Origin of the sequence: Kocuria sp. SM24M-10, assembly GCF_001027955.1 — a bacterium.
Classification (GTDB): domain Bacteria; phylum Actinomycetota; class Actinomycetes; order Actinomycetales; family Micrococcaceae; genus Kocuria; species Kocuria oceani.
The window spans coordinates 1-13106 of the sequence record NZ_LDNX01000069.1 but is presented as its reverse complement, the minus strand read 5'-3'; the positions used below and the strand labels follow the sequence as shown (position 1 = coordinate 13106).

General features: G+C 73.1%; 9 protein-coding genes, 1 tRNA gene and 1 pseudogene. 2 read left to right on the top strand and 9 right to left on the bottom strand.

All coding sequences use genetic code 11. The annotated features are described in order from the left end of the window. Positions 1 to 23 precede the first annotated feature (23 nt). The 5 genes and pseudogenes from ABL57_RS08335 to ABL57_RS08320 form a co-directional block, all read right to left on the bottom strand. Complete coding sequence (locus ABL57_RS08335; protein WP_082157310.1) at positions 24 to 443, bottom strand: spore germination protein GerW family protein; 420 nt, start codon at positions 441 to 443, stop codon at positions 24 to 26. A 207-nt stretch (positions 444 to 650) separates the two neighbouring features. Next, a complete protein-coding gene (locus ABL57_RS08330) occupies positions 651 to 1223 on the bottom strand; it encodes a hypothetical protein (RefSeq protein ID WP_053004834.1) in 573 nt (190 codons plus the stop codon). 81 nt (positions 1224 to 1304) lie between these two features. Further along, positions 1305 to 1469 (bottom strand): annotated as a pseudogene (locus ABL57_RS22960) (hypothetical protein); the annotation flags it as partial. A 186-nt stretch (positions 1470 to 1655) separates the two neighbouring features. After that, a tRNA-Ser gene (locus ABL57_RS08325) sits at positions 1656 to 1744 on the bottom strand. Positions 1745 to 1820: 76 nt separating this feature from the next. Next, complete coding sequence (locus ABL57_RS08320; RefSeq protein ID WP_047802997.1) at positions 1821 to 2918, bottom strand: glycosyltransferase; 1098 nt, start codon at positions 2916 to 2918, stop codon at positions 1821 to 1823. A 107-nt stretch (positions 2919 to 3025) separates the two neighbouring features. Between ABL57_RS08320 and ABL57_RS08315 the strand changes: the two genes are divergently transcribed. Then, positions 3026 to 4492: a lipopolysaccharide biosynthesis protein gene (locus ABL57_RS08315; protein ID WP_047802996.1), complete on the top strand. Its 1467-nt coding sequence runs from the start codon at positions 3026 to 3028 to the stop codon at positions 4490 to 4492. 67 nt (positions 4493 to 4559) lie between these two features. Here the strand turns inward: ABL57_RS08315 and ABL57_RS08310 are convergent, their stop codons facing one another. The 3 genes from ABL57_RS08310 to ABL57_RS08300 all read right to left on the bottom strand — a co-directional run bounded on the left by ABL57_RS08310 (position 4560) and on the right by ABL57_RS08300 (position 10334). Continuing rightward, the gene (locus ABL57_RS08310; protein ID WP_160310781.1) at positions 4560 to 5648 is read right to left on the bottom strand and encodes a glycosyltransferase; all 1089 of its coding nucleotides are present in this window, start codon (positions 5646 to 5648) and stop codon (positions 4560 to 4562) included. Positions 5649 to 5707: 59 nt separating this feature from the next. Continuing rightward, entirely contained in the window at positions 5708 to 7891 is a 2184-nt protein-coding gene (locus ABL57_RS08305) for an ATP-dependent DNA helicase RecQ (RefSeq protein WP_047802994.1), read from the bottom strand. A 637-nt stretch (positions 7892 to 8528) separates the two neighbouring features. Next, entirely contained in the window at positions 8529 to 10334 is a 1806-nt protein-coding gene (locus tag ABL57_RS08300) for an AMP-binding protein (RefSeq protein ID WP_047802993.1), read from the bottom strand. Between the two features lie 141 nt (positions 10335 to 10475). On the opposite strand from ABL57_RS08300, the gene ABL57_RS08295 reads away from it, so the two are divergent. Next, on the top strand, positions 10476 to 12002 hold the full coding sequence (locus tag ABL57_RS08295; protein ID WP_047802992.1) for an MFS transporter: 1527 nt from the start codon (positions 10476 to 10478) through the stop codon (positions 12000 to 12002). A 15-nt stretch (positions 12003 to 12017) separates the two neighbouring features. Here ABL57_RS08295 and ABL57_RS08290 read toward each other — a convergent pair. After that, positions 12018 to 13106: DUF2254 domain-containing protein (locus ABL57_RS08290; protein ID WP_053004833.1), on the bottom strand; the 1089-nt coding region annotated here is incomplete at its 5' end.

The following is a 13106-nucleotide window of genomic DNA, read 5'->3' as shown; positions in this document are numbered from 1 at the left end:
AACCACCAAGCGGCAGCGGCCGCTCAGGAGCGGCGTGAGGCGAGGGCCCAGCCGACCGCGCCGAGCGCCGCGACGAGGGCCAGGCCGACGGGCAGGGCGATCCGGACCGGCTCGACGGCCGGCTGCCACGTCACCGCGCCGCCCCGGAGCACGTACACCCCGGCCGGGGAGGCGTTGACCCCGTAGCCGAGGCCCGATCCGCTGCCGGACTCGCCGTGCTGCTCGCCGGAGCCGCCCCCGCCGCCGCCCCAGCCGCGGACGTGGGCCACGGGCACGATCGTGGCGCCGTCGAGCTCGTAGGCCTCGCCGAACACCCGGCGCACCGTCACGGCGTCGAGGGTGCGCTCCAGCACGGAGCGGTCGGGGGCGCCGGACTCCCACTGCGCGGCGGAGCGACCCGAGGACGGGTCGGCCGGGACGGAGGGCTGCTGCTGCTCGGACATGGTCTTCCCCCTGGGATCGGTCCGCCGGCGGTGCTGAGCACCATCCTAGGAAGCGGCCCGGCGGCGGTCACGGGCACGGCCGCAGATGACGCACGGCGCCGGACCCCGGAGGGCCGGGAACGCGTGCGGCGACATCACGCGGAGGCCGCACCGCGGCGGTCGTGCCCCCCGGACACGCCTGTCGTCCGCAGGACCCGGAGCTGGAGCTCAGGGTCTGATGGTCCATGATCCGTCGGCCGTCACCTCGACGAGGCCGGGACCGGGATAGCGCACACGGCCGGAGTAGCGCCCGATGCGGTTCACCAGCAGGTCGTCCACCCCGCTGCCGGCGTACGACCAGACGACGAAGTTGCTCCTGCCGCTGTGGGTGAAGTGGCGGGTGGACCGTCCGCCCGTGTACCGGAAGACGGTGTCGCCCCTGCCCGAAACCGCTCGACCGGCTCCGTACGCGGGCAGAACCTTGGTCGATTTGACGGTGATGGTCCAGGGCCCCTCGGCCGTGATCTCGAGCCACGTGGTCCTGCTGCCCCGGTCGGACTCGTCGAGCAGGGCGGTGCCGGAGTACGAACCGATGGCGTTGGCCAGGAGATCCGTGTTCCCGTATGCGGAGTCCAGGCCCCAGACGATGAAGTTCCCTGCTCCGCCGTAGGACGACTGGACCGCGGCGACGGACCTGGAACCGTCGGGCTTGGCGATGTTGATGACCGCATCGCCGTTGCCGCGGTAGGTCCTCGTGCCGGTGGGCGCCGGCCGCTTGGGCGGATCGGTCCACGTGATCACGCCGCCATGGAAGCGCTGCGCCTTGCCGGTGGAAGTGGTGTACTGGCCACTCGCCGGGTAACCGTATCTGCCGTTCCCCGAGCCGGCGCGAGCCCATGTCTTCTGGATGGCGCCCTTGGTGGCGTGGGTTCCCGTGCGGGGTGACCAGCGGATCGCACCGCCCCGGGAGGACTGGTAGGCGCCTCCGGTCCTGAGCCGCCTCGCGTTGCTGACGGGCTGGCCGAGGAAGCTCGTAATGCAAATCAATTGCTACTCGACGGTAGTCGTCTTTTCCGTCGGCGACATCTCGCCCGGCGCCCGGTGACGTGGCATCGCCTGACGCGGCCGTATCGGGGGTCTGGCATCACGGCCGGGAGGTCGGGCCTCCGGGCACAGAAAACACCCCGGACCACTGGTCCGGGGTGTTTTCGATGTCCTGCGACATCACGAGCGCGGAGACGGGGGGATTTGAACCCCCGGTCGAGTTTAACCCCGACCCTTCATTAGCAGTGAAGTCCATTCGGCCGCTCTGGCACGTCTCCATCCGTTGTCCACCGTGCCGGAGGACAACACAGGCCAGCTTAAGGCCACGACGGGCGGCCGGTCAAAGCCGCGCGGTCAGCGGCGCACCAGCTGCCCGTAGAGTTCGCTGAAGAGCGCTCCGACGGCGCCCCGGGAGAAGCGTTCCCGCACGGTGTCCGCAATCCGCGCCGGATCCGTGTCCCGGAAGCGGTCCCACGCCCGCAGGACCGCGTCGGCAAGGACGTCGGGGTCCCAGCTGTCGGTGAGTACCGAGTTCTCGTCGTTGCAGTAGTCGTCGAAGCCGCCGCTGAGCGGCACGGCCGCGGGCCGGCCCGCGGCGAGGGACTCGGCGACCGCGGTGAAGAAGTTCTCCTGCGCGCTGGGCAGGAAGAAGACGTGCGCGCAGGACATCTCCTCGACCACCCGAGACGGCGCCACGGCACCGGTGAACACGACGCGGTCCGCGATGCCCAGCTCCCGGGCCCGATGCCGCGCCCTCTCCAGCAACGGCCCCGTGCCGACCATGGTGTAGCGAACGTCGGTGCCCCGTTCGACGAGCCGGGCGACGACTTCGAGGGCGAGCAGGGGCTGCTTGCGTTCGATGAAGGCGCCCACGCCCACCAGCCGGAGAGGGGGCGCGGGCGGGAATGGGAGCACCGGGCGTGGGTGGTCCACCACGCAGGGCACCACGTGCGTGGCCCGTGGCCGGGCGAAGCGGGCCATCTCGTCCGCGAGTTCCCGGGTCACCCCGGTCACGGCGTGCGGCAGCCGCAGGGCATGACGGGACCACGCGAGCCGTTCCCAGTGCGGGCCCACGCTGGCCGGGGCGACGACTCCGTTCCAGTGCTCGGTGTGCACCCAAGGGCGACGGCGCAGCACCCAGGAGGGACCGGCGAGCAGGACGGCCGAGAAGGCCATGGTGTGGAGGACGTCCGCCCCGCGAAGGCCCTGGGAGATCGTGCGGGCGACGAGGACGTAGCTCAGGGGGTCCGTGACGTCGAGCCACACCCGGGTGACAGGCACGCCCTGGTAGACCTCCCGGACGCTCTCCCTGCGGGTCCGACCGATGACGACGTGCACGGCTGCGACCTCGTGACCGGCCTCCTGCAGGGACCAGCAGTGCTCCAGGACGAACGGGGTGCGGCTGGGCACGTCCCGGTCCGGGAACCAGGCGGTGACCACGAGAGAGCGCATGCAGGAGGACCTTCCGACGGTGTGGGGCCCGGGCGGGCTCGGCCCCCACTCTAGCGGCCCCCGCTAGACTCGGCTCCGATGAACTCCCGTGCCCCCAGGACGACCTCATGACGCCCCGTTTCCGCGCCATCCTCTTCCCCCCGCCCAATCACGAGAACACCGACAACCCGCTCGGATCGGCGTTCGCCCTGACCGTCCTCGCGGTGTTCGTGCAGGGTCTGACCCGGCTCGGCTACAGCATCCTGGTGGGTCGGCTGCTCGGCCAGCAAGCACTGAGTGATGTCACCACGGTGATCGCCTTGGCCTCTCTGCTGGTGCTGCTGTGGCCGCAGGCCGGGGGGACGACCGTCTCCAAGTTCACGGCCATGGCACGCTCACGTCAGGATCCTGCCGAGCAGGCGGCGGTGGGCGCCTTCGCGGCACGCAACGTGGCCGCGGCGACGACCGTCCTCGCCGTCGTCGCCGCCGTGTGGGCGGCCTTCAGCCTGCACCTGCCCTGGCACTATGCGGTCTCGGCAGGCATGCTGCTCATCGCACTGTCCGCCTACAACTTCGTGCGCGGGGTGCGCACGGGCAACAACCAGTTCGTGACGACGACGGCGTGGGACACCATCAGCTCGGTCATCAGCCTGACCTCGTTGTCCCTCGTCCTGCTGGCCGGCTGGACCCCGTGGCTGCTCGCCCCCTTGATCCTCGGGTACCTGAGCTACGCCCTGCCGGCGTGGCCGCGACGTTCCAGCACGGCCCTGGATCCGGCACTGCGGCGGGAGATGCTGGTTTTCACCGCCTGGACCTCGGCGCACCTGCTCACCTCCACGGGCTTGCTCCAGCTGTCCGTGATCATCGGCCGCACTGTCGACGACAGCGACGCCCACGGGCTGTATGCCGCCGCCGTGGCTCTGGCGACACCGGCGAGCATGCTGTCCGGATCCATGCTGACGGCACTGTCCCCCAGCGTCGCGCGGATGTACGGCTCCGGGGACCTCGAGGGCCTGCGCTCGCAGGTGGACCGCATCATGCGCATCATGGTCACGGTGTTCCTGCCGGTCTTCGCGGTCGGGATCTTCTGGGCCGACACGCTTCTCCGCGTGGTCTACGGACCGAAATTCGTCGAAGGCGCGCCGATGCTCGTGCTCCTGTTCGCCGCGGTGTCGTTCACGAGCTTCAACGCGGCCAACTCCCGCCTGAGTGGCACGGTCTCGTGGGGGGTGAGGGTGCTGGCTCTCGCCAACGGCGCAGGTCTCGTCGTGGGCGTCGCCACGATCTACGTTCTGGCCCCGACCATGGGCGTCACCGCCTCAGCCGTCGGTTATCTTGCGGGCACCGCGCTCGCCGCGGTTGTGCCCCTCGTGGTCGTCTGGCGCATGGACGCCATGCCGTGGGCGAACCTGCTCCTTCGCATCGTCGCCGGCTACGCGCTCGTCCTCAGCGGGCTGGCGGTGCTGCCGGGAGACCCCACCTGGTGGCAGGCCTCGGCGGTGACGGCCGGGTTCCTCGCCATCTGGGCGGGGATTTCCTGGCGCGATCTCGGCCCGGCGCTGCATGCTCTCGCCGCACGAGGGCGGCGGGGCTGAGCAGGGCAGGGACCACACCCCCCTCCGGGCAGGCGAGGCCGCACTGCGGCACGGACCCGAGAACCTCTCAGGCGAGCAGGGAGGCGGCCATGAACCGTAACGACCCGTCGCGGTGGAAGGTGCGCGACAGCCTGCGCGGGAACAGCGTGGCCGGTCTGCCGAAACGCCGCCTCCTGTCAGCGGCGCCCCGGATCCGGTCCGTGACGGTCGTGCCGGCCAGCAGCAGGTCCAGCAGGTCCCGGTCCGCCCGGGCCATGGCCTCCTCCGCACCGGGCCCCGACCGCAGCAGCGCTCGAACGGCCCCTGCGGCAGCCACGGCGTCCTCTGTGGTCCAGCGGCCGGCCCGGGAGTCGACGTGGCCGAACAGGTGCACCCGGAGCACCTTGACGACGAACGATCGACGCAACGGCAGCGGATGTGCGCGGAACCAATCGGAGGCCGCGAGGTCCACGAAGGCGGCCATCTCCTGCTCGAGCGGCCGCGGGTCTGACGTCACACGGTCGCCGGCGTCGTCCCAGACGATGTAGCCGGGGCGGCCGCGTGCGTAGTCGATGCGTCCTCCGTCGACGTAGAGGCGGAGGGCGAACTGTTGGTCCTCCGCGGTGCCGTGCCTGCCGTCGAAGAGCAGTCCGAGAGCTCGCGCCGTCTCCGTCCTCACCAGACCGAAGGCACTGGTGCGGTAGAGCACCCGATCCCGCACGACGTCGAGGTCGCGCGCTTTGCCCGGCCGCGTCACCGGGGTACGGACGTGGCCGCCGCCACTGCGCGTCAGCCACGGGACCACAGCGTTCGAACCGTGCTCCTCGGCCAGCTCGACCCAGCGGGCGAGAGCACCCGGGTCCAGGGTGTCGTCGCTGTCCAGGAAGCTGACGTAGCGCGCGTCCGTGGTGGCCAGTCCCAGGTTCCGGGGACCGGCTGCACTGCGGCGCCCGTCCCGGCACTCCAGCACGGTGACGAGGTCGCGGTGCTCCGGGGCGATGGCCGCCAGGACCGGCTCGGGATCCAGGTTGTGGCACACCACCGTGATCCGGACGCCGCCGGCGCCCCCGACGCCGAGGCCACCGGTCACTACGGACGCCACCGCCCGGCCCACGGGGCGGCTGGTGCTATGCACGGGAATGATGACGTCGACGAGCGGCGTGGGAGCGGAGGACACGCAGGACAGCGTACAAGACCGGGTCCGGCCGCTCCCCCTCCCCCACCCCTCCCCGCGGCTCAGCCCTGGGCGGCCAGCACGAACGGCAGCACCGGCCCGGAGCCGGCCCGGCGCAGGGCGCGGGCGGCCACGGCCAGGGTCCAGCGGCTGTCCACGAGGTCGTCGACCAGCAGCACGGGCCGTCCGCCGAGCCGGTCCAGCTCCTCGGCGAGTCCCGGACCCACCTGGAACTTCTCCCACACGGCCGCCAGCCGGTAGGCGCTGTTGCCGCCGTGCCCGCCGGTGGGGAACCCCTCGGGGACGTCGAGCTCCCCGAGGTAGGGCAGGTGGCCGACCCCGGCCATGCCCTCCGCCAGCGAGCGCACGAGCCGCGGCCGGGAGCGGGACGGGACCGAGACGACCGCTGCGGGCCGGTCCGCCCAGCGCCACTCGGCGAGGACCTGCACGCAGGCCCGGCCCAGGGCCGGGTCCACCGGCCCGTCGACAGGAGCGCCCTGCTCGTCGGTGCGGAACAGCTCGCGCAGCCGGTTGCCCCAGCCCAGGTCCGTGAGCCGGGCGAGGGCCCGGCCCTCGGCGCAGCGCTCGTCCTCCGGGATCCGGCCCTTGACGTCCACGCCGAGCCGCGGCATCCCCGTGGGCCACTGCGCCCGGGGCTCCACCACGACGCCCACCCGGGTCAGCGCCGCCCCGGCGGAGTCTGTGGCGCTCTCGTCGACGGTCGTGGGGTACCACGGACCGGCGCAGGTGTCGCACCGCCCGCACGGGGCGGCCGTGGGGTCGTCCAGCTGCCGGGCGAGGAACTCCATGCGGCACCCGGTGGTGCGCTCGTAGTCCAGCATGGCGTTCTGCTCGTCGACCCGGGCGGCGGCGATCCGGCCGTAGCGCTCGGCGTCGTAGCGCCACGGTGCGCCCGTGGCCAGCCAGCCGCCCTGCACGCGCTCCACCGCGCCCTCGACGGCGAGGACCTTCAGCATCAGCTCGAGCGGGCTGCGCCGGACGTCCACGCGGGACTCCAGGACGGCCACGGAGAGGGCGCCTCCCGCGGCGGCCAGCTCGCCGAGGACGGCGGTGGCCTTCTGCTCCGTGGGCATGGAGGCGGTCGCGAAGTACTCCCAGATCTGCCGGTCCTCCGTCCCGGGCAGCAGCAGGACGTCGGCGTTGTCGGTGGCGCGCCCGGCACGGCCCACCTGCTGGTAGTAGGCCACCGGCGAGGACGGCGCGCCCAGGTGGACCACGAACCCGAGGTCCGGCTTGTCGAAGCCCATGCCCAGCGCCGAGGTGGCCACCAGGGCCTTCACCCGGTTCTCCTTGAGCGCGGCCTCGAGCTCCTCCCGCTCGCCCTGGTCCGTGCGCCCGGTGTAGGCCCGCACCGGCAGACCGGCGTCGGAGAGCGCCTGGGCGGTGTCCTCGGCGGCCCCCACCGTGAGCGCGTAGATGATCCCGCTGCCCGGCAGGGACTCGACGTGCTCGAGCAGCCACGCGAGCCGGGCCGTGGCCGAGGGCAGGTCCAGCACGCCCAGCCGCAGGGACGCCCGGGAGAGCGGGCCCCGGAGGGTGAAGACCTCCCCCGTGCTCGTGCCGCCGGGCCGCACCCCCAGCTGCTCCTCGACGTCGGCGACCACCCGCTCGTTGGCGGTGGCGGTCGTGGCCAGCACCGGGACCTCCTCGGGCAGGCGCGCGATCAGGTCGCGGATCCGGCGGTAGTCGGGGCGGAAGTCGTGGCCCCAGTCCGAGATGCAGTGCGCCTCGTCCACCACCAGCAGCCCGAGCCGGGCCACCAGCTGCGGCAGCTGCTGCTCCCGGAACACCGGGCTGTTCAGCCGCTCCGGGGAGACGAGCAGGACGTCGAGCTCGTCGGCCTCCAGCTGGGCGGAGATCTGCCCCCACTCGGTCGCGTTGGCGGAGTTGATGGCGGCCGCCCGCACTCCCGCCCGGGCCGCGGCGGCGACCTGGTCCCGCATCAGGGCCAGCAGCGGGGAGACGATCAGGGTCGGGCCCCGCCCGCGCGCCCGCAGCAGCAGGGCGGAGAGGAAGTAGACCGCGGACTTGCCCCACCCGGTGCGCTGCACCACCAGGGCGCGCCGGCCGTGCCCCACGAGGGCCTCGATCGCCTCGAACTGCCCGGGGTGGAAGGCGGCGTCGGCCCGGCCGGTGAGCGCACGCAGCAGCCCCAGCGCGTCCTCGCGCAGGGCGGTGTCCTGGGCAGTGGCCTGGGCTGTGTCGGAAGCCGGGGAAGTCGTCATGGGACCCAGTCTTCCAGGGTCCACCGACGCCGTGGCGCGGCGGTCGCCGGGCGGTGCAGCACGGCGCACCGCCCGGCGCCACCGGCCGGGCCCGGACAGAGCGATGCGCCCGTTGCCCATCCGTCGGAACGGATGGCCCCCGCAACGGGCGCATCGTCCGGCCTGTCGGCCGGTGGCGAGCAGAGACTCGCCTGGTGGGAGTACCGCCCCCCAGCGGTGCTCCCGTGTCGGTTCACCCCCCGATGAACCGGTCGCACCGGCACCCCCCGATGCCTGCGTGCGGGCGGCCCATCCCCCGATGAACCGCGGTCGATCCGCCCCCCGACGGATCAGTTGGTTCTGCCCCATCGGGTGAACCAATTGACTCCATGGTGGCAGGGTTTCCATGACCTGTCACGGCGGCCGACGTCATATGCAGAACGGTGGACATCGACGTTTTCGCATGTGTTTGTGCTTGCCACATCGGCGTTTTCCCGGCCTCGAGACGCCGACTCCATTCATTTGCATCGACAAACGTGGCACGAAGTGGGGACAGATCGACCCTGCCACGTCCCCCGTGCGGCACCGGTCCGGGACACGGGGTGACGTCACGTTGCGCGCCCGGGGCCCCTGCCGGAGGCACCGGGCGCGCTGCCGCTCAGCCGCGCAGCCCCGGGAAGTCCGCCTCGGTGTACTCGATGCCCAGGCCGTCGGCGGGAGGCGCCGCCGGTGTGCCGGCCGCCGGGCGGTCCGCGGCCTGCTCGCGCTCGCGCAGCACCACGCGGCGGATCTTGCCCGAGATCGTCTTCGGCAGGTCGGTGAACTCGACCCTGCGCACCCGCTTGTAGGGGGCGAGGTTCTCCCGGGCGAAGCGGAGGATCTCCCCCGCGAGCTCCCGGGTGGGCTCCGCCCCGGCGGCGAGCACCAGGTAGGCCTTCGGCACGGCGTGCCGGACGGGGTCCGGGGCCGGGACCACGGCGGCCTCCGCGACCGCGGGGTGCTCGATGAGCACCGACTCCAGCTCGAACGGGGAGATCCGGTAGTCCGAGGCCTTGAAGACGTCGTCGGTGCGCCCCACGTACGTGTAGACCCCGTGCTCGTCGCGGCGGGCGATGTCCCGGGTGTGGTACCAGCCGTCCTGGACGACCTCGGCGGTGCGCTCGGGCTCGTCGATGTAGCCGGCCATGATCCCGGGGGGATCGTCGTCGACCTTCAGGCAGATCTCGCCCTCCTCGGCGGGCGCGCCCGTGCGCGGGTCCAGGAGCTCGACGACGAAGCCCGGCAGCGGCCTGCCCATGGCGCCGGGCACCACCGGCTGGCCGGGGGTGTTGGCGATCTGCAGCGTGGTCTCCGTCTGGCCGTAGCCGTCGCGGATCGTCACGCCCCACGCCTCCTGCACCCGGCGGATCACCTCGGGGTTCAGCGGCTCCCCGGCGGAGACCGCGGACACGGGCGGGTCCTGGACGCGGTGCAGATCGGCCTGGATGAGCATCCGCCACACGGTGGGCGGGGCGCAGAAGCTGGTGACGCCCGCGCGGCCCATCTGCTCCATCAGTCCCACCGCGTCGAAGCGGTCCTGGTTGAGGATGAACACGGTGGCCTCCGCGATCCACGGGGCGAAGAAGTTCGACCACGAGTGCTTGCCCCACCCGGGCGAGGCGATGTTCAGGTGCACGTCCCCGGGGCGCAGGCCCATCCAGTAGACGGTGGAGAGGTGCCCGAACGAGTACGAGTAGTGGGTGTGCTCCACGAGCTTGGCCTGCGACGTGGTCCCGGAGGTGAAGTACAGCAGCAGCGGGTCCCGGGAGCGCGTGACCCCCTCGGGGACGAACACGGCGTCCGCGCCGGCGGAGTCGGCGTAGCGGCGCACCTCCCGCCCGGGCAGCTGCCCCCGCACCGCCTCCACCTCCGCGTCCCCGCCCACGACGACGAGACCGTAGTCCCCGTCCACCTCGGCGAACTTCGGGGCGTTGGCGGCGTCCGTCACGACCCAGGAGACCCGGCCCCGCCGGACCCGGTCCTGCAGGTCCGCGGACGGCATCATGACGGCCGTCGGGATCAGCGGCGCCCCCAGCTTCATCCCCGCGAGCTGGGTCTCCCACAGCTCCAGCTGGTTGCCCAGCATCAGCAGGACGCGATCGCCGCGGCGGACCCCCAGGCCCCGCAGCCAGTTCGCGGTGCGGGCCGAGGACTCGGCGAGCTCGGCGAAGGTGCGCCGCTGCTCCGAGCCGTCGGCGGCCACGATCCACAGGGCGTCCCGGCTCCCCCGCCCGGGGCCCCGGGCCACGTGGTCGAACCAGTCCAGGGCGAAGTTGAAGTGCTCCATCCGCGGCCAGCGGAACTCCTCCCGGGCCCGGTCGTAGTCCTCGCGCAGCTCCAGCACACGGTCCCGGACCGCCTGGTACTGCTCGGAGACACCTGGGGCGGCGTCGGACATCGCGCTCGTGGGAACCGGCTCGACCATCGGGGACCTCTCTCCGTCGCTGCGGGCCGGGCGGGCTCGTCCGGCCGGCCTTCCCGAGAAGTCTAGTGCGGCGCTCCCGCCGGGAGAGCTCTGCGAGGATGGTGCCCACACCCGTCGCCCCGGAAGGAGGCCCGCCCCGCCATGCCCTTCCCGGCCACCGCAGCTCCCGCCCGCGCCGGCGCCCGGGAGTGGGCCGCCCTCGTGGTGCTGATGCTGCCGGTCCTGCTGATCTCCGTGGACAACACGGTGCTGAACTTCGCGCTGCCCGAGATCTCCCGGGAGCTGCGCCCCACCGGCACCCAGCTGCTGTGGATGGTGGACGCCTACCCGCTGGTGCTGGCCGGGCTGCTCGTGCCGATGGGGTCGCTCGGGGACCGGGTGGGGCGCCGCCGGCTGCTGCTGGTGGGGAGCACCGGGTTCGCGGTGGTGTCGGCGCTGGCCGCGTTCGCGCCCACCGGAGGGGCGCTCGTGGCGGCCCGCGCGCTGCTGGGGCTCTTCGGGTCCATGCTGATGCCGGCCACCCTGTCCCTGCTGCGCAACATCTTCCACGACCCCACCCAGCGGCGGACCGCCATCGCGGTCTGGGCCACGGGGTTCTCCGCGGGCGGGGCCCTCGGCCCCGTGCTGGGCGGGTTCCTGCTGGAGCACTTCCGCTGGGGCTCCGTCTTCCTCATCGCCGTGCCGGTGCTGCTGCCCCTGCTGGTCCTGGCCCCGGTCCTGGTGCCGGAGTCCCGCAACCCGGCCCCGGGGCCGGTGGACGTGCCCAGCGCGGCGCTGATCATGACGGCGATGGTCGCCCTGGTCCACGGTCTCAAGGACCTCGGCGCGCACGGGCCCTCCCCGGCCGTGGCCGCGGCGGTCCTGCTGGCCGCCGCCGCGGGCGCCCTGTTCGTGCGCCGTCAGCTGCGCCGTCCGGTGCCGATGCTCGACCTGCGCCTGTTCCGCCACGCGCCGTTCACCGGCGGGCTGCTCAACAACCTGGTGGCCTCGACGACCTTCATCGGCTTCCTCTTCTTCGTCTCCCAGTACCTGCAGCTGGTGGAGGGCGTCCCGCCCATGCGGGCGGGCCTGGCCCTGCTGCCGGGGGCGGCCGTGACCATCGTCTCGGGGCTGCTGGCGGTGCACGTGGTCGGCTTCGTCCGCCCGGCGCTCGTGCTCGGCGGCGGCCTGCTCGTGATGGCCGCCGGATTCCTGCTGGTGCTGCTCGGGGACCTCTCCGGCGGGGCGGTCCTCGTCGTGGCCCTGATGGTGATCGGGCTGGGGTCCGGGGCGGCCCAGACGATCGCGGGGGACCTGATCCTCTCCGAGGTCGCTCCTGAACAGGCCGGCGCGGCTTCGGCGATCTCAGAGACCGCCTACGAGCTCGGGGCGGGACTGGGCGTGGCCGTGCTGGGCACGGCCGTCACGGCCACCTACGCCCACCGGGTGGTGCCGCCGCCGGGCCTCGCCCCGGACCAGGCCGCCACCGCGGCGGAGACCCTGGGCGGGGCGGTCGACGTCGCGGGAGCCCTGGACCCGGCCACGGCCGACCAGCTGTTCGCCTCGGCGGTGGCGGCCTTCGAGGCGGGGGTGCACCTGTCCGCCGGGATCGGCGCCGCCCTGCTGGGCGCCACCTCCGTGGTCGTGGCCCTGCTCCTGCGCCGCGTGCCGCGGCTGCGCCGACGGTAGGGCTCCCGGCCCGGCTCAGCCGCCCAGCCGGGCCGCCACGTGGTGCTCCACGCGGGCGAGGTCCCGCGGGTTCGGGCCGCTGTCCCGGAACTGACCGAGCAGCACGTCGACGTGCTCGTGCACCTGCCGCTCCACCGAGGGGTGCACGGTCGCGGACCCGATCCGGGCGGCGAGGTCCACGAGGGCCAGCAGGACGCTGACGTGCCCGGTCGCGTGCGGGCGGATCTGGTCGAAGGGCATGTCCACGATCTCGTCGAGGCCCACCACCCCGTAGCGGAGGCGGTGCACCCCGTCCACGACCACCGTGTTGCCGGGCAGCGGGCGGGAGACGGCCGTGACGATGCCGGCCGCGACCTCCTCGATGGCGTTGACCGCGGTGTAGGGGTCGTTGGTGCTCGGCGACAGCGCCCGCACCGCCAGCTCGACGACCTGCTGCTCCGCGAACCGCACGTCCTGGTCCGCCGAGCGGGAGTCGCCGAGCACCACGCAGTGCCGCAGCCGCTCCGCCAGCTCCTCCGCCCGGTGCTCGGGCCGGACCCGGAACAGGGGCTCCTCGGGCAGGACGTGGTCGCCCACCCGGGGAACGAGCTCCACGAAGACGTCCTGCTCGTCGGCGTGGGAGCGCAGCCGCTCGAAGTTCACGCTGACGAGGTAGCCGACGGCGTCCGCGCGGACCCGTCCCCCACCGGACCGGCCCCCGGCGGTCCGGATCAGCTCCTCGGGCGGCTCCTCCGGGTGCCACCGCTCGATCACGGCCAGCAGGCGCCGGCGCACCCCGTGGACCAGGGTGTCCACCTGGACGGAGTCGGCGATGTGGTGGATGAAGTACACGACCAGGGCCACGTCCGCCACGGCCAGCAGGACGGCCAGGTTGACGGCCAGGTGCGGGACGAACGGCTGCGCCAGGTCGTCGGAGGCGGAGCGGATCGTGCGCAGCACCAGCAGGGCGTAGATGAAGGTGGAGACCAGCACGCCCAGCACCACCTGGTTGCCGCGGTCCGCCATGAAGTTGCGCACCAGCCGCGGCCCGTACGTGGAGCTCGCCGTGGCGACCACCGAGATGGTGATCGAGAACGCGGTCGCGGCCACCGCGAGCATCGACCC